The 19,920-nt window shown below is 49.2% G+C and carries 16 protein-coding genes, 1 other RNA gene and 1 other annotated feature; of the genes, 4 read left to right on the forward strand and 13 right to left on the reverse strand.

Annotated elements, in window-relative coordinates; genetic code table 11:
- Positions 1–4: 4 nt before the first annotated feature.
- From pheT to RHOM_RS07790, 7 genes are all read right to left on the reverse strand, one after another.
- Entirely contained in the window at positions 5–2,422 is a 2,418-nt protein-coding gene (gene pheT, locus RHOM_RS07765; RefSeq protein WP_014079742.1) for a phenylalanine--tRNA ligase subunit beta, read from the reverse strand.
- Between the two features lie 25 nt (positions 2,423–2,447).
- The gene (pheS, locus tag RHOM_RS07770; RefSeq protein ID WP_014079743.1) at positions 2,448–3,470 is read right to left on the reverse strand and encodes a phenylalanine--tRNA ligase subunit alpha; all 1,023 of its coding nucleotides are present in this window, start codon (positions 3,468–3,470) and stop codon (positions 2,448–2,450) included.
- Between the two features lie 56 nt (positions 3,471–3,526).
- Positions 3,527–3,760, reverse strand: a binding site (T-box leader).
- A gap of 75 nt (positions 3,761–3,835) precedes the next feature.
- Positions 3,836–4,690, reverse strand: a complete 855-nt coding sequence (locus RHOM_RS07775) for a YihY/virulence factor BrkB family protein (protein WP_014079744.1) — start codon at positions 4,688–4,690, stop codon at positions 3,836–3,838.
- Positions 4,691–4,727: 37 nt separating this feature from the next.
- Positions 4,728–6,977 (reverse strand): SpoIID/LytB domain-containing protein, encoded by a 2,250-nt coding sequence (locus RHOM_RS07780; RefSeq protein ID WP_014079745.1) that lies wholly within the window; start codon positions 6,975–6,977, stop codon positions 4,728–4,730.
- A gap of 210 nt (positions 6,978–7,187) precedes the next feature.
- A non-coding RNA gene (gene ssrS, locus RHOM_RS16930) (6S RNA) lies at positions 7,188–7,382 on the reverse strand.
- 109 nt (positions 7,383–7,491) lie between these two features.
- Positions 7,492–8,172 (reverse strand): TIGR00266 family protein, encoded by a 681-nt coding sequence (locus RHOM_RS07785; protein WP_014079746.1) that lies wholly within the window; start codon positions 8,170–8,172, stop codon positions 7,492–7,494.
- 29 nt (positions 8,173–8,201) lie between these two features.
- A complete protein-coding gene (locus RHOM_RS07790) occupies positions 8,202–8,621 on the reverse strand; it encodes a cytidine deaminase (protein WP_014079747.1) in 420 nt (139 codons plus the stop codon).
- Between the two features lie 209 nt (positions 8,622–8,830).
- Between RHOM_RS07790 and RHOM_RS07795 the strand changes: the two genes are divergently transcribed.
- The gene (locus RHOM_RS07795; protein WP_014079748.1) at positions 8,831–10,192 is read left to right on the forward strand and encodes a citrate/2-methylcitrate synthase; all 1,362 of its coding nucleotides are present in this window, start codon (positions 8,831–8,833) and stop codon (positions 10,190–10,192) included.
- 602 nt (positions 10,193–10,794) lie between these two features.
- Here the strand turns inward: RHOM_RS07795 and RHOM_RS07800 are convergent.
- The 3 genes from RHOM_RS07800 to RHOM_RS07810 form a co-directional block, all read right to left on the reverse strand.
- A complete protein-coding gene (locus RHOM_RS07800; protein WP_014079749.1) occupies positions 10,795–12,483 on the reverse strand; it encodes a sensor histidine kinase in 1,689 nt (562 codons plus the stop codon).
- The gene (locus RHOM_RS07805; protein WP_014079750.1) at positions 12,473–13,153 is read right to left on the reverse strand and encodes a response regulator transcription factor; all 681 of its coding nucleotides are present in this window, start codon (positions 13,151–13,153) and stop codon (positions 12,473–12,475) included. The genes RHOM_RS07800 and RHOM_RS07805 overlap by 11 nt, the downstream gene beginning before the upstream one ends.
- Before the next feature lie 84 nt (positions 13,154–13,237).
- Complete coding sequence (locus RHOM_RS07810; RefSeq protein ID WP_014079751.1) at positions 13,238–13,573, reverse strand: hypothetical protein; 336 nt, start codon at positions 13,571–13,573, stop codon at positions 13,238–13,240.
- Positions 13,574–13,724: 151 nt separating this feature from the next.
- Here RHOM_RS07810 and RHOM_RS07815 point away from each other — a divergent pair, with 151 nt between their 5' ends.
- A complete protein-coding gene (locus tag RHOM_RS07815; protein ID WP_014079752.1) occupies positions 13,725–14,102 on the forward strand; it encodes a response regulator in 378 nt (125 codons plus the stop codon).
- A gap of 3 nt (positions 14,103–14,105) precedes the next feature.
- Positions 14,106–14,999, forward strand: coding sequence for a hypothetical protein (locus RHOM_RS07820; protein WP_014079753.1), 894 nt, complete (start codon positions 14,106–14,108; stop codon positions 14,997–14,999).
- 78 nt (positions 15,000–15,077) lie between these two features.
- Here RHOM_RS07820 and thrC read toward each other — a convergent pair whose 3' ends face one another.
- Together thrC and RHOM_RS07830 are read right to left on the reverse strand one after the other, a co-directional pair.
- Entirely contained in the window at positions 15,078–16,568 is a 1,491-nt protein-coding gene (thrC, locus tag RHOM_RS07825; protein WP_044024920.1) for a threonine synthase, read from the reverse strand.
- A gap of 131 nt (positions 16,569–16,699) precedes the next feature.
- Positions 16,700–18,421, reverse strand: coding sequence for a methyl-accepting chemotaxis protein (locus RHOM_RS07830; RefSeq protein WP_014079755.1), 1,722 nt, complete (start codon positions 18,419–18,421; stop codon positions 16,700–16,702).
- Between the two features lie 196 nt (positions 18,422–18,617).
- Here RHOM_RS07830 and RHOM_RS07835 point away from each other — a divergent pair, with 196 nt between their 5' ends.
- On the forward strand, positions 18,618–19,439 hold the full coding sequence (locus RHOM_RS07835) for a hypothetical protein (protein ID WP_014079756.1): 822 nt from the start codon (positions 18,618–18,620) through the stop codon (positions 19,437–19,439).
- On the opposite strand, the gene leuD is transcribed toward RHOM_RS07835, so the two are convergent.
- Complete coding sequence (leuD, locus tag RHOM_RS07840) at positions 19,426–19,914, reverse strand: 3-isopropylmalate dehydratase small subunit (RefSeq protein WP_014079757.1); 489 nt, start codon at positions 19,912–19,914, stop codon at positions 19,426–19,428. The genes RHOM_RS07835 and leuD overlap by 14 nt on opposite strands.
- Between the last annotated feature and the right edge of the window lie 6 nt (positions 19,915–19,920).

Here is a 19,920-nt window from a genome sequence, read left to right on the forward strand (position 1 = left end):
CCTCTTACGCACGAAGTCTGATATCCAGTGTTGCTTCGAGATGTTTCAAAATCTTCTTCACAAATCCTTCTACCATCTCGCCCGTGAGCTCTTCCTCCTGCGGGGTAAATACAACAGAGAATGCCATGCTCTTTTTGTCCGGTCCAAGCTGGATGCCTTCATACACATCGAACAGATTCACATCTGTCACATATTTGCAGGCTTCCCGGATGCCGTTCTCAATCTGTGCACAGGTGATATTTTTATCTACCACAAACGCAAAATCGCGCTTTTCCTCCGCAAACTTCGGAAGCGGAGTGAAAATCTGCTCTTTGCCATACCATTTCTTAAGCGCCGCGAGGTCAATCTCCATCACATAGGCAGGCACACGCATGTCAAGTTCATCCTGAATCTCATAGGAAAGCTTTCCGAGATAACCGACGCGCTCTCCCTCACAGAAGATCTCCGCCGTCTGGTACGGGTGCAAAAAGGTTCTCTCCGCCGCCTCATAGGTAAAGCTTACGTTTAATGCATCCGCAACCGTCTCCGCCAGACCCTTGAGTGTATAGAAGGATTCCTTTTCTCCGAAAACGCCCGCACAGAGGGTCTCTCTCTCATCCGGGTATTCCGTGAGCGGCAGTGCCTTTGGAATAAAGACATTTCCAAGCTCAAAAATGCGTCCCTCCAGAATTCCCTTCTTCTGGTTTCTGGAAATCGCGTACAGCATCTCGGATGCCAGCGTGGTTCTCATCAGGGATAAATCCACGTTGATCGGATTGATCAGCTTGATCGCCTTTCTCTCCGGCGCGTCTTCCGGCAGTCTTAACAGATCCAGATCGGACGGGGAGAAGAATGAGTAATGGACTCCCTCGTAAGCGCCCGCTGCGCAGAGTGCCCGCTTGATCTTAAGCTCCGTCTTCTGCTTTAAGTTAAGACCTCCCAGGGTCACTTTTGCCGTCGGCATAAAGGTCGGAATCACATGCTCATAACCGTACATGCGGATCACTTCCTCCGCCACATCCGGGTAGGAATCCATATCCTCGCGGTATGCCGGAATCTGCAGGGTAAGTTCATCCCCGTCGATGGACGGTGCGAACTGAAGCGCCGATAAAATGCGCAGCATGTCCTCCTCCGGAACCTCAATGCCGAGCACACCGTTGACACGCTTTACGCTGACCTTCATCTCTTTCGGCTCGATAGAATTGCCGGTGGAGACTTCAAGCTGTGTGGACGACACTTTTCCGCATCCCAGTTCTTCCACAAGATGCAGGGCACGCTTCATCGCCATGACCGTCGTGTACTCATAGACGCCCTTTGCGTACATCGCACTGGAATCGGAGGACTGTCCGAGCGCTCTTGAACTCTTCCGGATATTGTCGCGCGCGAACTTTGCGGACTCAAACATGACTTCCGTTGTCGTGTCCTTGATCTCGGAGTTCAGACCGCCCATGATACCAGCCAGTGCAACCGGCTTTACGCCGTCGCAGATGACAAGATTGGAAGAATTGAGCGTAAATTCTTTTTCATCCAGCGTCACAATGCGCTCGCCCTCGTTTGCACGTCTGACATTGATCTGATCGCCCTCCAGATAAGCATAGTCAAATGCATGCATCGGCTGTCCGAGCTCTTTTAACACGTAGTTTGTGATGTCGACCATGTTGGAAATCGAGTTGATTCCGACTAACGCCAGTCTTCTGCGCATCCACGCCGGGGACTCCCCAATCGTCACGTCATGGACATAGTGCGCGATATAGCGCGGGCAGAGATCTTTTGCGGCTACTTCCACCTTAAAGTCTTTTTTAACCGCCGTCTCCGTGTAATCCAACGCCGGCTCCCTGCACTCTTTTCCGAGCACTGCAGCCACTTCCCTGGCAATTCCGTAAATGCTCTGACAGTCCGGGCGGTTTGCGGTGATCGCAATATCAAAAATCCAGTCATCCATTCCAAGGATCGGCTTTACGTCTGCTCCGACTTTCGCATCTTCCGGAAGAACTAAAAGACCGTTGTATCCTGCCCCCGGATATAAATCTTCGTTCAATCCGAGTTCTGTTCCGGAACACAGCATACCGTAGGATTCATAGCCGCGAAGCTTTCCCTTCTTGATCGTCATGACGCCCTCGATCGTCACATGATCCTTTGCGGTCGCATAGACTGTTGCGCCCACAAGCGCCAGCGGATATTTTCCTCCTGCACGGACATTGTCTGCCCCGCAGCAGATCTGGAAGGTGCCGTGCTCTCCGGCATTCACCTGGCAGAGACTTAAATGGGTATCCGGGATCGGCTCGCAGGATTCCACCAGTCCGACCACAACATTGCTGATGTCTTTTCCGACTTCAATCAGCTCCTCCACCTCAAAGCCGCAGGAAAACAACTTTTCCTCCAGTTCCTTCGGGGTAACATCAATATCTACATAATCTTTTAACCAGCTTAATGGTGCTAACATGATAACTCTCCTTTTCTATTCGTCTTTAATCGTCAATCTGCTTTAATACGCGAAGATCTGACTCAAACAGCAGCTTGATATTGTTAATGCCGTATTTTAACATGGCAATTCGCTCAATACCGATACCGAACGCAAAACCGCTGTACTCATTCGTATCAATGCCGCATCCTTCCAGAACTTTATTGTTGACGACGCCGGCTCCGAGCACTTCGATCCAGCCGGTTCCCTTGCAGAGCTTACAGCCGCATCCGCCGCACTGGAAGCAGCTTACATCTACCTCGACGGACGGCTCCGTGAACGGGAAGTAGGACGGGCGTAGACGCGTTGTCGTCTCTTTTCCGAAAATCTTCTTCACAAGCTCATCTAACATTCCCTTTAAATCGCAGAGGGTAATTCCCTTGTCTACCACAAGACCCTCCATCTGGGTGAACATCGGAGAATGTGTCGCGTCGTCATCGGAACGGAACACCTTGCCCGGGGAGATGATCTTGATCGGCGGTTTCTTCGCCTCCATCACATGAATCTGTCCGGCAGATGTCTGGGTGCGGAGTAAAAATTCCGGTGACAGGTAAAATGTATCCTGCATATCTCTCGCCGGATGATCCTGCGGTGTGTTTAACGCTGTGAAGTTATAGTAGTCGGTCTCAATCTCGGTTCCCTCGTACACTTCAAATCCCATGGATGCAAAAATGTCAATGAGCTGGTTGCGCACCTGTGTGACCGGATGCAGATTGCCCTTTTCGTGTTTTACTGCCGGCATTGTGACGTCGATCTTCTCCGCCTCATATCTCTTCCGGAGCGCCTCAGCCTCCAGTTTTTTCATCTTCTCTTCCATGATCGTCTCAATGGCGGTGCGGGTGTCGTTGACCCACTGTCCGACCTTCGGGCGGTCTTCCGGCGCTACGTCTTTCATTCCCTTTAACACCGCAGTAAGTTCACCCTTTTTTCCAAGCACTGCCTGGCGGACTTCATTCAGGCGGTCTAATCCATCAGACCCTTCAATCTCTGCTATTGCTTTTTCTCTGATCTGCTGCAATTTTTCTTTCATTTCTAATTCTCCTTTAAACTATTTCAGACATCAAAAAAGGAACCATCCATCCCTGCTCTAGGGACGAATGATTCCGCGGTACCACCCTGTTTCTTCTCTTCATATCACCAAAGAAAAGCTCTCAATTCATACGTAACGTGTATCCGACGTCATCCACTACTTTCACTTCACAGATGCAGCTCCTGTGCGAACTTCAAGTCCAGGTCTTATCCTAAACGGGCTTCCAGCCGATGACCCGCTCTCTCTGAAAGAGTCTCCTGCACTCTACTGATATCTTACGATACCCGGAATCGCTTCCGTACACATTCACAGCCTTTGATTTTTCTGAATTCTGTATAGCATTTTAGCACAGCAGGCGCAAAACATCAAGCTTTTTTATTCCTGCTGGTTTTAAAGCGCTTCCACCATTTGCGGAAGTAAGCGTTGAACACCACATTTACCTCGGCGGACATCATCATGATGTACATGCAGAAGTAAAGCCACAGCATAATCAAGGCAATAGTCGTCAGGCTGCCGTACATGGAAAAACCGTTAAAATAGTCCACGTAGACAGACAGTCCGAAGGAAAAGACATACCACGCTACCCCGCAGATCACAGCCCCCGGCAGCTGCCCGCGGAAGGAAAGCTTCCGGTTCGGCAGCGCCGTAAAGATTACATCGAAAAATGCAATCAAAAGCGCCAGCATCACAAGCCCGCGGAAATGTGCCAGCACCCGCGAGGCATGCTCTAAAATCGGAACGTACTGTGTGGCAAGTACCTTTAACTGGTTTCCGAACACCAGAACCAGCAGGGTAAAAACAATCGCCACCAGAAAAACCACCGTATAGACGACCGCCCAGAATCTGAGCACAAACCAGTTCCTCGTCTCCTCCAGATCATTGACCGAGTTCAGTCCGTCCGTCATGTACTGGACGCCCTTGGCCGCTGACCAGATCGCGATGATCGCCGTGATTGAGATAATTCCCATGGATCTGCTGTACACCTCATCCACGAGCGATATCAGAAACGGAGAGACATACTCCGGCATCAGATGACGGATGATCTCAAGCAGCATGGACTCTGTCACCGATGTATATTGCAGCAGAGACGAGAACACCATCAGAAACGGAATGATGGATAAGATAATAAAAAACGCCGACTGCGCCGAATAGGCATTGATCTTATCCCTCTTGCATTTATCAAGAAAGGATTTGACATTACCAATAAGCTTCCAGATCATATTGCTCCCCTTCAAAAAGCGAATCCGTCAGGATTCATTATTTCATGGTTTCCAGTTTAACGTCATTATAAAAATATTGCAAGATCTCTTCGTAATTCATTCCTGCCTTCGCCATTCCATTCGCCGCATTCTGGCTCATGCCGAGTCCATGCCCGTAGCCGCCTCCGTATAAAACCATGCCGCCGTCCTCCTGTTTCGTTATGGCAAAAAACGCACTCGGCAGCATCGTCACATCCGTCTGTTCCGCGCCGTCTGCGCATGTCAGTTTTGCGGTACAGATCCCCAGAACTTTTCGGATATTATACTCCGTCCGCACAAGGGCGCTTCCCTTCTCATACGTGATCTTTAAGGCAAGCAGTGCACCGGAGCTGCCGCGCTCCGCCGCGCTCATGCCGGTCACCTCCCCCAGTGCCGCCACTGATGCCGCATCGGAATTCTGTATTTCCGTAGTCTGACCGTCCTGATAAAAGATTATATTCTTTGGCGAACTCTTCCGCCGTTCCAGCAGTATGGAATTCACTTCATCTGTTTTCCCATGGTAATCCGCCTCCGCTCTCCAGCGGAAATACCGGCAGTCACTGTCGTATCCATCTGCGGGACTCTGAATATAAGCAAGAAACGCCTCCTCCCCGGAGAGATCCTGCATCTTTCCATCCGTAAGGAGACACGCCGGTGTCAGATAGCCGTATTCCGCCGGATCTTCCACATTCCACACATCGGCTGCGGCGGTGTATCCCATCGACGTGGAAAAATAATACGCCTCCACGATGTTTCCCTGATAGGACAGCACTTCCCCCTGTGTGGCGATTACCGCCTCCCTGGCTGCGTCCGCGTCCGTCACCCGGTTGTATACCTGATACGCGGTGCTGTCATCAATATGTGCGCCGTATTCCGCCAGATCGCCCCGAAGCAGCTGGATACAGGCATAGCTGCGCGCGCAGACCGCCTGTGCTTTCAATGCCTCCGGTTCATAGGATGCCGGCATTTCACTCGGAACGACGTCCTGCAGATACCGTTCCAGCGGCAGACTGTTGACCAGCGTATAGCCGTCTCCCATGCACCGCACTTCCATGCTGCCCCCGTAGCCATTGGAAATCTCTGCGCCATCTGCATCGCAGATCACCACACAGCCCTCCTGCTCCGGCGTCACCGTAAATGTTCCCTGTGTATCTCCTGTCATCTGATCGGATGCAGCAATCAGCGTCTGCGCTGCCACATGTGTTGTCTCTCCCTGCCAGGTGACCGCTGCGTCTGACGTACATTTCAGATAGACGGACTGCCGGCATTTTGTTCCGTCATCCCCCAGGAGCAGCACACGGATTTCGCGGATGACAGCCGGCTCGCGGATTAAAATGGCGCAGACCTGCTTCTCCCCCGTCACATACTCCACGTTCATATTGCCGAGGGTCACATCGGAAATGGATTTTTCCGACACTTCCCCATAGGTCTGGTACACTGGCAGTTTTCCGGTATGGCAAAGCTTCCCGTATCCTTTGATCTCGATGGTCTCATCGTCATAGGACAACAGTTCTCCCTCGATGGTCTCCTGCTTTACACGCAGTGCCGTAAGTTCCCCGTCCGCCAGCACAATATCGCATACACAGGGGGAAACGCCCTCTGTCAGGGACGCCGTCTCCTTGTGGTACACCGCGCCCGCATACAGAAAATCCACGCTGTCTTTGGTGCAGTCCGTAAGATATGTGTTGTCCAGCGTAAATTCCTTCTTCAGCGTTCCCGCGACTCCGATGCACCGGTTTTCCACGCAGTAGCCCTCATATCCGTTCCACTGCTTAAAATATGAAGCTGGAAGCACCGTGCAAAAATCTCCCTTATTCGTCATAATCACATTCTGGTTCTCCGCCTCCATGACATCCACAACCAGAAACTCCGTTTTCGTCACGGCATATTCCATATCGAGCAGATCCAGAATCTGACCGTAGACGTAATTCCAGTCTTCCCTTGACACTTTCTGCGATTCCCTCATGACGGGGATCTCTATGTAATCGGACAGCTGCAGCTTTGCGAGCAGTTCTCCCAGTATTTCCCCGGTCAGCCTGTCTCCTGAAAACGTCTCAAAAAAGGAATTCCAGTCTTCCTGCCCGTATACTCCAAAGGAGAGTTCTTCTTTTATTTCCGCAAGTTCCACCCACTCTTCGGGCAATGTTTCCTGCTCCCTTAACTGTCTGTCCCGATATCCAGACGCAAGCGCACCCGCCGCAAGCAAAAGCACCAGACATACGATGGCGATGTATGCCTTTACGCCTCTCTTTTTTGTTCTCTTTCCCATTTTCCACTTCCCATCACGCTTTATGCCTTGCCCCAGAATTCTCTGCAAAAGAGTAAAAAAACAGAAGCTGCCTCACACAAAGGCAGCTTCTTTCTTCCGTAACTTTTCAACTCTTTGGTACCTGATCTATCTTTCGTATCCGTCATCCTTCGTATCCTGACAGGTTCTCTCTCGTACTGTAAGCTTCTGTTGTATCTCTCGGAATCTTTTGTATCACCCAAAATGCCGTTTCCTACGTTTTTGACTCCTAGCTATAGCTAGGTGGGTAACCGCATGTCGGTTTCTGCCTTCCACTGCTCGCGTACCTTGCGGTACTGGTGGCTTGACATCTGCCTCCAAATATAAGAATCCCATAAAAGTAAATGTAGGTTCAAAAATGTAGGGTGTCGCACATCCCAGGCTGTTTCTTACTGGTTTTATTATACTTTAATATGCCCCGATCTGCAACCAAAAATTAGTGCCAAATTCTGTGCACACTTCTATTTTTTTCTGAATGCAGAATGTGCATCACATCTTAATGATTATTGCTCGGGAAATACGGACGCAGCGTATTTGCCATCTGCGCAATCGGCATGCTCTGCAGCCACACTCTTCCCGGTCCCGTAATCACGGTATTAAAAATACCCTCTCCTCCGAAAAGCATATTCTTCACTCCCGGTACCGTCTTCACTTCGATCTTACAGGATCCTGTCATTGCCGCAAGGTAACCCGTGTCCACGACAATCTGCTGTCCGGATGCAAGTTCATATTCTTTAATATAACCATCAAATTCCAGAAATGCGGTTCCACTTCCGGAAAGCTTCTGCATAATAAATCCCTCTCCTCCGAAAAGTCCGCTCCCGATTCTCTGCTGAAAGAACACGGACAGATCCACGCTGGATACAGCAGCAAGAAATGCCGATTTCTGCACGATCAAATCCTGTCCCGGTACAATATCAAACGCCCGGATTGATCCCGGGAACGACGATGCAAACGCGATCATCCCATTCCCGTTCATTGCCGTGTAGCGGTTTAAGAAAATGCTTTCCCCCGAAAGCGCTCTTCCAAACATCTTGCCGATGCCGCCACCAGTTGTCTCCATTTTCATGTTCGGGGACATCCACGACATGGCACCACTCTCTGTAATCATTACCTCTCCCTGCTCCAGATTGCAGATTACAACCGGAAGCGGTTCTCCCTCAATCGAATATCTCATAACGCTCTCCTTCCTCTGTTGCGGACGCCCTACATCCGCTGTCCTTTTTTCAGCTCTGTCTCGGTAAAAGCGCCCGGCAGAAGCTCCTCCAAGGTAAAAATCTTATATGTTCCGTCCTCCTTTACCAGGATGATCTGAAACGTATCCGCCTTGCAGAACTCCGACATTACCTGTCTGCACACGCCGCACGGATACAGATAATCGTCCGCGTCACCGCTGATGGCGATTGCCGTAAAATCACGCTCCCCTTCGGATACCGCCTTGAAAAACGCCGTCCGCTCCGCACAGTTCGTCGGTGTGTACGCGGCATTTTCGATGTTGCATCCCGTATAAATCTTACCATCTGCAGTAAGAAGCGCCGCACCTACCCTGAAATGGGAATATGGTACATACGCATGTTCCTTTGCCTCGATTGCCTTTTTTGCCAGCAACTCTATATTCAGATCCATCCTGTATCCTCCCTTTTTACATCTGATGATCCTTTTTTATTGTAATAGACTCTTCTGAAAAAAGAAAGCATTTTTTGGTACTTTCCCTTTTTAAGGTACCAGTTTTCTTTTAAATTTTAAAATTTTCATTAAATATAATTCAATTTTCTTGTATAAAAATAAGTACATATGCTATGATGAAAAGACGAAAACATTAAGGAGGGCTAACAATGAATCAATTCTGTGAAATTACACCCGAACTGCGTCGGCTGGCCGCAAAGTCTGCCGAATGTTCAAAAATAGACCCGGAATTATACACAAGATACGATGTCAAACGCGGTCTGCGCGATCTGAACGGAAAAGGTGTCCTGGTCGGACTGACGGAGATCTCGGAAGTCAGTTCCACAAAAATTGTCAATGGTGAATCTGTTCCCGCAGACGGCGAGCTCTTCTATCGTGGTTACAATGTCAAAGATCTGATTGCCGGACTTCCCGAGGACAGCCACTTCGGCTTTGAGGAATGTACCTATCTGCTGCTTTTCGGCAAGCTTCCCAAGAAGCATGAGCTGCGCGACTTTTCGGCTCTGCTGAGCAGTTACCGGACGCTGCCGACCAGCTTTGTGCGTGACATTATTATGAAGGCGCCCAGCAAGGACATGATGAATACGCTTGCGCGCAGTGTCCTTACCTTATATTCTTACGATGAGATGGCGGATGATGTTTCGCTTCCCAATGTTCTCAGACAATGTCTGCAGTTAATCAGTCTTTTCCCGCTTTTATCCGTGTACGGTTATCAGGCATACAAGCATTATCATGACGGCGCGAGCCTGTTTATTCATTCCCCGAAGGAAGAATATTCCACCGCCGAAAATATTCTGCACATTTTAAGACCGGACAGCAAGTTCTCGCCGCTTGAAGCAAAGCTTTTGGATATTGCCCTGATTCTTCACATGGAACACGGCGGCGGTAACAACTCCACCTTTACCACCCACCTGGTATCTTCCTCCGGAACCGATACATACTCCGTTATTGCGGCATCGTTAGGTTCCCTCAAAGGTCCCAAGCACGGCGGTGCCAACATCAAGGTGGTGCGCATGTTCGACGATATGAAGGCCAATCTCAAGGACTGGACGGACGAGGAGGAGATCAGCCGTTACCTGACTGCCCTGCTCCACAAGGAAGCGTTCGATCACGCCGGTCTGATCTACGGTATGGGACACGCGGTCTATTCGCTGTCCGATCCGCGTGCACAGATCTTCCGCGGATTCGTAAAGCGTCTCTCCGCAGAAAAGGGCTATGAAAAAGAATTCGCACTCTACACGGCAGTGGAACGTCTTGCCCCGCAGATCATTGCCGCCGAGCGCAAGATCTATAAAGGTGTCAGCCCGAATGTCGACTTCTTCAGCGGATTCGCCTACAGCATGCTCGGACTTCCGGTCGAACTCTACACGCCGATTTTCGCCATCGCGCGAATCGCCGGATGGAGTGCGCACCGTCTGGAGGAAGTTGCAGGCGGCGGCAAGATCATGCGTCCTGCCTACAAAAACGTCGGCGAGCATAAGATTTATGTCCCGATGGATGAGCGTGTCTGATTTTCACTGCACGCCTTGTTCTAAAAAAGCCGCCCCGGACTGACGGAGCGGACAAAATGGAATACTATGGAAAATACGCGAGATGAGAGAACTCCGTCTGTAATGGACGGGGCTCTTCTTTAGAGGAAAATGCGAGTGTTTCTTTCATGCCGCGTTTGACATCTTATTCTGTGTCTTTGCCACGTTTGAACACTCCGCCGGCTGTGTCCGACACGCCGCAGACAATGAGCGACCTTCCTAGTGGCGCTAATGCCGCTGCTTCACAGACAATATAAAATCGCGCGAACCGAAACTCGTTGGCATCTGCTATTGAAAATATGGCAGATGCCAATTCAAACATCGGCTTCGCGCGATTATGTTTTGTTCAGCAGCGGTATAAGCGCCACACGAAAGCTCTAAAATTGTCTGTGGCGTGCGGACTCATCCGGCGGAGTGCTCCAAACTTGGAAAGACACGGATCATCAGGGATGTCAAACGCGGTGTGATTAGAAACACCGGATTTTACGATCAGAAGAACCGCCGGCCATTATAGCCGGAGTTCTAAGTTCGCATATTGCCACATGCTTCCTCCTGCCCGCTCCGTCAATCCGCGGGCAGCTCTTTTAAACAATCTGATATACTTTCAGTTCAAACCAGAAGGTAGAACCTTTTCCCACTTCACTCTCTACTCCGTAGCGTGCATCGTGCAGTTCCAGAATATTTTTTACGATCGAAAGTCCGAGTCCGGTTCCCATGACCGCCCGCTTGTGTGTCTTGTCCACTTTATAGTAGCGGTCCCACACATACGGAAGCGCCTCCGGAGCGATTCCCTCGCCGCTGTCCGTCACTTCGATCCGCACATATCCGTCTTCCCGCACAATCTGACGCACCCAGATCTGTTTGTCATCCCCGGTGTAATTGATTGCGTTATTGACCAGATTGTAGATGACCTGGAAGATTTTGTACTCGTCCGCCTCCACCATGACCATCTGGTCGTAGGAGAAATCGATCTTATAACCATCCTGCTCTTTTAACTTATTATACCGTGCAAATACAGACTGAATACTCTCGGTCAGGTTGTAGACCGTGACATTTTTTTCCATTACACCTGCCTGAAGCTTGGAGATGTCTAACATATCATTGACGAGATTGGTCAGCCGCTCCGCCTCGTCAATGACCACCTGTACATTTTCCGGAGAATTCTCCCCCGGCAGATCACGCATGACCTCTGCGTAGGCAATGATCATCGTGAGCGGTGTCCGCAGGTCATGCGATACATTGGCGATCAATTCCCGCCGCAGGCGCTCGCTCTTTCCAAGTTCCCGCGCAGTCATATTCAGGGTATCGGAAAGTTCCGCGACCTCCCGGTAATCGGTTCCGTCAAAATGAACGTCAAAATTGCCGCCTGCCATCTCCTTCGCGGAGGCATTCAGACCGATCAGGGAACGTGACACTTTTCTTGAAATCAAAAGTGCAATACCGAGCGAGAGAACAATCATGATGACTGTGATCCATACCAGTTCGGCACGCAGTGTATTGACCGTCGCATCCACCGGCGTCAGCTGCGCGTTCACAAACAGGATTCTCTCATTTCCATCGATCGAGACGACGTTCACGTAAATGACGCTCTCAATCCGTTCCTGTCCGTGATTCTGCATAAAACCGTTCTCCGCCGGCATTCCTGCAGTCTCCTGCTCTGCGCCGTTGGCTGCACCTGGGGCATTTTCTGCTCCCGCCCCTGCCACATCGGCTGCATCCGGGGAGTTTCCCGCTCCTGTGGCACCCGCTGCCGCATCCGGGGCATTTTCTGCTCCCGCTCCTGTCACATCGGCTGCATCCGGGATATTTCCGGCTCCCGCCGCATCAGCTGCCGCATCGGGATTCATCACGTCCTGCGGATTCTGAAAATCATTCTTCCCGATATCTCCCTCAAATTCCAGCTTCGTGCTCCCGCCCTTGCTTTTGGCAGCTTCGTACAGCTTCTGTATCATCTCCTGCGGCATCTCGCACAGCCTGGAATTCGGGATATATTCCGCGCTGTAAATGGTATTCCCGTCCGTATCCGTGACAAACACGATCATGTTATTCTGCGCCGCCAGCGCATCGATCTGTTCTTCAATGTTCTGGGAATCGCTCTGTAAGACCGCAATCACTTCCGAGGTGAGTTCCAGTGCCTCCTGGGACTTGATCTTCTTATAGAACTTGTCCAGATAACAGATCTGCACAAGCCACAGCACCGTCAAAAGGATTCCGGTAAACACCAGAAGATAGAAAAAGATTTTCCATTTGATACTGATTTTTTCATGCTTCAAACCGGTACCCCACCCCTCTTAACGTGACAAGGAACTTGCGGTAGTCCCCAAGGCTGCTGCGCAGCAGCTTGATATGGGTATCCAGCGTACGGTCGTCCCCGTAATAATCATATCCCCACACCTCGGTAATCAGCTTTTCACGCTCCAGTGCAATATTCCGGTTCCGCACCAGATAAAACAGCAAGTCGTATTCTTTCGGAGAAAGTTCGGCGCGCTTTCCATCCACCGTCACAGTCCTTCCGGTAAAATCAATGACAAGCCCCTCCGCCTGGAAAATCTCATGCCCGTTCGTGCTTGCAGAATCTCTTCCGCCGTTGCGGTCAATGACCACTTTTACACGCATCATAAGCTCCTTCGGAGAAAACGGCTTCACCACATAATCGTCAATTCCAAGTTCAAATCCGTGAATCTTATCATACTCTTCTCCGCGTGCCGACAGCATGATCACCGGAATGTTTTTGGTCTTGCGGATCTCCCGGCAGGTTGAAAAGCCGTCCAGCTCCGGCATCATAATATCGAGAATAATCACGTCAAAATCCTGCTCTCTGCAGAGCTTTACCGCCTCCATGCCGTCTTTTGCCTCGGTAATGTCGTACCCATCGAACTCTCCGTATTTTCTTATAATCGCCCTGATTTTTTCTTCGTCATCTACTACCAGTATTCTTCTCATAACGCAGATACCTCCCTGTTTTTGACATCATATCGTCGCAATGTGACGTTCCTGTGAATGCCATCTGATGATTCGGAGAATCTTTTATAAAAACTGTTCCCTTGCCTTGCGCAGCTGGGACTGGAACCACAGAAATGCCGCCAGGAAGATTAAAAGTTCAACCACGTTAAATGCACCGAGCGATACCACTTTATCATTGATAATTCCAAGGACACCCACAGCGATAATCAATGCGCCGAACACTGCCTCTTTCCAGTAAATAAACGCTATGAACTCCTTCGTTTTTCTGCATCTGGCAATCTCCTCCGCCGTGATGACCGCCGAGCTGATCTTCCCGGTCTTTTTCATCTTAAGTGCTGCTGCGATCATATATACCCCGAAAATGGCGATGACCACATCAAATATCAGCATTACGTCCATTCTTGTATCCTCTCATTCCAGTCGACTGATTCGACATATTTTTTTACATTATCTATCTTCTTCTTACAAAATTCAATATATTCATTGAACTATTTTTCTTGTTAGTGTAAAATAGAAGCGAATATAATTATGATGACAGAGGAGATGCATTATGATGTTAAATGGCATTAAGATTCTCATTGGCGACGACTCCATACTTGCAAGAAAGCAGTTAAAGGATATTGTTTCCACATATGGTACTCCGGTGTTTCTGGAAGCTTCCAATGGACAGGACGCCATCGACCTCTACAAAAAAGAGTCACCTGAATTGGTTTTCCTTGATATTGTCATGCCTGTAAAGGACGGCATTGCTGCCATTACCGAGATCAAGGCATATGATAAGGATGCTGATATTATTGTCGTTTCATCCGTCGGTACTCAGACACAGTTAAAAGCTGCCATTGAAGCCGGGGCTAACGATTTTATCCAGAAGCCGCTGAATGCAGAACAGATTCATCACATTATTTCTTCAAGATTTGAAGGGAGATAAGCTATGTACGCTCAGTTTTTCGGAAATTACTTATTATCACACGGTGTCGTTACCAGGGAGCAGCTGTTAGAAACCATGCATCGGAAGTCTTCAACCAAGATCAAACTTGGCACTCTTGCCATTCATGCCGGATATATGACCGCAAACGAGGTAGACCGTATCGTCATTCTTCAGACACACGAGGACAAGCGTTTTGGTGAACTCGCCATTCATGAGGGATATCTCACAGAGGCGGAAGTGACTAAGCTTCTCGCAGAGCAGAAGCCGGATTTTCTTCTTCTCGGACAGGCACTTGTGGACGAAGGACTCATCAATAATCAGCAGCTGCAGGAGTTGATCATTGATTATCAGTCAGAGAACGAACTGGACGATTACAGTTACTCCGAGGAAGATCAGGATGCCATCCGCCATATGATCGAGAACTTTTTCATTCTCGCTGAGCGTCCGCTCTCAAAGTATGAAATCTCTTTTTTCCAGCTTTTGTTCAATAATCTCTATCGGTTTATCGGAGATGATTTCACACTGGTTTCTCCGAGCAGTTGCAAGGAATACCCGACCAACTACTGCGTATCACAGAAAGTAAGCGGATCGTTTTCCATCCGGACTTATCTCGATATTCCAGAGAATACATGTATTGCTTTTGCATCCAAGTATGTCAACGAAAACTTTACAGAATTTGATGAGTATGTGCGTTCTTCTGTAGAAGATTTTATCAATCTGCACAACGGTCTGTTCTGTGTCAATATGTCAAACGAGTTCTCCATGAATCTGTCACTGGAGGCTCCGGTTGTAGAAGAAAAAGATCTGCTTACCTTTGAGCATGAGACTTATCTTCTGCCGGTTTTATTCCCGTTTGGAACGCTTCACTTCATCTTTGAAATCTGTTCCGAAAAATAAGTTTATCAAAAAAGATTTATCAAAAAAAGCTGCACGCGCGGGGCGTGCAGCTTTTTTATGTCTTTCACATTTTTATTCTTAGATTTTCAGGAAATTCTTTACTACCTGCGGCATCTCATCCACTTCACACACGGTATCGTGAAGCACCTTCGCATTGCGGATCTCCTCAATCGCCTGCGGAACGGCTACGTTCGCAATCCGGCTCAGCTCATCCACCAGTTCAAAATCGGACATGCTGTCGTACTTGTGGTCAATGGCATCCATCACACTTCTTGTAAACTTAAACGGGCTTGCCGTGGACGCAATCACGGTCTTGGTGTCTACATCACCGGTATCCTTTTTGTATTTTCCATATACACCGGCAGCAACCGCTGTATGTGTATCGATCACGTAGCCTGTCTTCTCATAAAGTGCGCGGATGACCTCTGCCGTCTCCGCCTCGCTTGTGTAATTGCCATAGAAATCCTTAAGCTGTGCTCTCATCTCCGGCGTGATCTCGTATTTTCCGGTGGTCGTCAGTTCTCTCATCAGCGCGGCATTCTTCTCGGCGTCGTTTCCCGCAATGCGGTAAATCAGACGCTCCAGATTGCTGGAGATCAGAATGTCCATCGACGGTGAGCTTGTCAGCATAAACTCACGGTTCTTGTCATATGTGCCTGTGGAGAAGAAATCATATAAAACTTTGTTCTCGTTGGACGCACAAATCAGCTTGGCAATCGGTATTCCCATATTTTTCGCATAAAATGCAGCCAGAATATTGCCGAAGTTGCCGGTAGGAACAACGACATTCACCGGCTCATCCTTTGCGATCACGCCATTCGCATAGAGCTTCGCGTAGGCGTAGACATAATACACAATCTGCGGTACAAGTCTTCCGATATTGATGGAATTCGCGGAGGAAAACTGATATCCGGCAGCGTCCATCTCTTTTGCCAGCGCCGCATCCGAGAACATCTTCTTCACGCCAGTCTGCGCCTGGTCAAAGTTCCCGTGAATGCCGACAACAAACGTATTGTCACCCTTCTGGGTCACCATCTGCTTCTCCTGGATCGGGCTTACACCGTTCTTCGGATAGAATACAATGATTTTCGTTCCCGGAACATCGGAAAATCCTGCCAGCGCTGCCTTTCCGGTATCTCCCGAGGTGGCAGTCAGAATCACGATCTCATTCTTTACATGATTCTTCTTCGCAGCGGTCGTCAGCAGATACGGCAGAATGGACAGTGCCATATCCTTAAAAGCGATCGTGGAACCGTGGAACAGTTCCAGGTAATATGCGCCGTCCGCCTCCACAAGCGGTGCGATCTCCTCTGTGTCGAACTTGCTGTCATACGCGGAATTGATACAGTGCTTTAACTCCTCCTCGGTAAAATCCGTCAGAAAACGCTTCATGACTTCATATGCTGTCTCCTGATAGGACATTTTGCCAAGCTCTTCCATCGGCACATCCAGCGCCGGAATCTGTGTCGGTACAAACAGTCCTCCGTCATTTGCCAGACCACGCAGAATCGCCTGCGATGCCGTTACTCTTTCCTGTGCGTCTCTCGTACTTGCATACACTAATTCCATCTTCATAATCCTCTTATCTCTTTCTTCTTGTAACATGCGATGTACAAAAAAAATGTACAGTCTCTTATATACTTAACTCACATTATATAAGAAACTGTACATTCATGTCAATGCACTAACGTACTAAAATATTATACATTTTTAAATCGTCCGGCTTCTCCCTTTAAGCGGTCGCTGATGCTCTGATTCGTCTCCATCTCCGAATGAACGGTGTCGATATTGGACACCAGAACCGTCGTGCTGCTCGCTGCATTTCCGACACTGTTTGCACTCTCCTCGATCGCCGTGGAAATGTCGCGGATGGAATCCACCGTCTTCTCCATGATCTGCTGCAGGTTGCGCGCCTTCTCCTCAAAATGATCCATCGTGGTGTTCACATACGCCGCATCATCCCGGTACTGTACGCCGTTTTCTACAAATCGGTCATAATCCGGCATGATCGTCCCGTCGATGTATTCGACGATCGCGTTGGAATTGTTGGCGAGCTTATTCACTGCCTGCGTTACCAGCGCATTGATGGACTGAATATTGTTCGCGGTCTCTCTGGTGGAATCCGCCAGCTTTCGTATCTCATCCGCGACAACTGCAAATCCTTTTCCGGCTTCGCCTGCTCTCGCCGCCTCAATGGAAGCATTCAGTGCAAGGAGGTTCGTCTGGCTGGATACGCTTAAGATCTCCTCCGTCAGCTCGTTGACGCGATCCACACTCTTGCTCTCCTCAATGGCAGCCTTTAAAGTCTCGATGATATCCGTAATCATCCGGCTGGTCGTCTCCTTGTTGGCAACCGCTTTCTCCTTCATATCCTCCGCGCGGCTCTGCATCTCGGTCGCATAGGAGTTCATATCCTGTGATTCTTTTGTAATCTCATTCACATCCTGCCCGATCTGCGCCACATTGGTATTGACCGTGTTGACGGCAGACGCCACTTCCTGCATGGTAGCCGAGAGTTCCTCCATCACGGCAGAAATATCGCAGGCATTGGAGTTTGCTGTGCCGACACTGCCCGAAACGCGCGATACGATCTCGCCCATCTCCCTGGAGTCAATCACAATACGGCTCATAATCTGCTGCAGGGTCTCTAAGAACACGTTGATGCCGCCGGCAAGCTGTCCGATCTCATCCTTGTTCTTCAAAGAGATTCTGCGTGTCAGATCTCCGTTGCCGGACTCGATCTCTTTTAAAATATCATTCAGCTGTGTCGTCACACTCTTGACTGGATTTACAACAGTGCGTACCGATCCGATCACCGCAACGACAAAGAACACCAGCACAAGTACAAATGTGACGCCGCTGACTGCCCGCGAATTATTGTATACAGATTCCTGCTCCGCCACGCCGGCGTCCACATTTGCTTCCATATACCCTTCCAGCTCCGTGAGCACGCCGTCCACATTCTCGCTGGTCGGCGCCAGCACCGTATTGCATATCTGTCTCGCCTTGTCCTTATTCCCGCGGGAAATAAAGTCTGCAATCCGGTCATAGACCTCGGTGTAATCGGCAAAATTCTCCCGAAGCGTCTCCATTGCCGCAGCTTCCTCCTGCGTCTGTGTCAGCGCCTCATAGGAATCAATCGACGTCTGAATGTCCGTGCGGTACTGATCCACCTGCTCCATCAGCTGATCGCGCTCGTCCTTGGACGTGGACACGCACATCCGGTATGTGATTGCATCAATGCTCTTAAAATTCGACGAAATGTCATTTAACAGCATCAGCTGATTCACCGTTGTGTCACTGATCTCCTTGCTGCTGGTATGCAGCTCATTGGCATTTTTTAATCCGGTTACCGCCGAAATGACTGCAATCACTGCAAGCAGCACTACCGGGATCAATACTTTTGTTGATATTTTTTTCATTTAAGAATGGCCCCTTCCAAAATATATGACATCCTGCACACATCTAACTCTTCTTAGTATAGCAAAATTGTATATTTTCGTCAATCGGATTTCCGCTATTGCATCCCGTCTTTCCTTCTGTTATTCTATACTCATCACAAAAGTGTATCCTAATGCTTATTTACATAATATTTTTATGGTAAACAAGAGGTGACCTATGACGCAGGGTGTATCCATCGCCACAAAAAAAGACGGCACGGTCTACTACCGTGCCGGTCTCTATTACAAAAATAAACATATCAGTCTCGGAAGCTATGCGGATGAGACCACCGCAGGCAATGCCTATCTGGAAGCACTTGCCATTCTGGGCTCTTTGGATCAGCTGCCGGAAGATTATATTGAGCAGCCCACAACCCTCTCCTTTGAAAAAATCATCGTGCTTTTGAACTTCCGCAACAACGGCATTTACTTTAAGAATCCGATCTACCTGCGCAACGGCTATTTCAGCTACTATCTCTCGCGCATCGAGGAGTTAAAGTTTGACGTTGACGACCTGTTCTACTATTCCAGCCGCAAGATCCAGAAACGGCAGGGGCATCTGTTCGTCAGCGACTATGGCATGCAGTATTCCATCCTCTCCCGCTACGGCATCCGCCCTTACGCTGTTGCCGGAAGAGACTATCAGTTTGTCAACGGAGATAAAAGTGACTTCCGCTATTCCAATATTGTGATCGTCAACCGTTACCACGGGGTGCTCCAGTTTTTAAAGAACGGACTCCCGCGGTACCGCGCCGTCATCCACATCAATGGCAATTACCAGATCGGCAGCTACTCCTCCGAGGAAAAAGCCGCCATTGCCTACAACAAGGCCGTTGATCTCGCCCGCGCGGCAGGCATTCAAAAAAATTTCCCGGAAAACTATGTCGATACGCTCTCCCCGAAGGAATACGCAGATATCTACACCGGTCTTAAAATCTCCAGGCGCTATCTGAATTATCTGGAACAGATTGCCCAAAAGGTTAATTCTATTTCTGATTGATATAATTAACCAGCCCTTCGCAGTCGATAATCTTCTGCATAAACGGAGGAAACGCCTGCCCCTGATAGGAAGTGTTCTTCGTCTTGTCCGTGATGATGCCGGAGTCAAAATCAACCTCAACCTCATCTCCTGCCTCGATCGCTTTTGCCGCCTCCGGACACTCGATGATCGGCAGTCCGATATTGATCGCGTTGCGGTAGAAGATTCTCGCAAATGTCTCTGCGATGACACAGCTCACGCCGGAAGCCTTGATGGCGATCGGTGCATGCTCTCTCGACGAACCACATCCAAAGTTCTTATTTGCTACGATAATATCGCCCGCTTTTACCTTTTTCACAAAATCCTTGTCAATGTCCTCCATGCAGTGTGTCGCCAGTTCCTTCGGATCAGAAGAATTCAGATAACGTGCAGGAATGATGACATCCGTATCGACATTGTCTCCGTATTTAAATACATGACCCTTTGCTGCTTTCATGCTCTG

The sequence above is a fragment of the Roseburia hominis A2-183 genome, from assembly GCF_000225345.1.
Taxonomy (GTDB): domain Bacteria; phylum Bacillota; class Clostridia; order Lachnospirales; family Lachnospiraceae; genus Roseburia; species Roseburia hominis.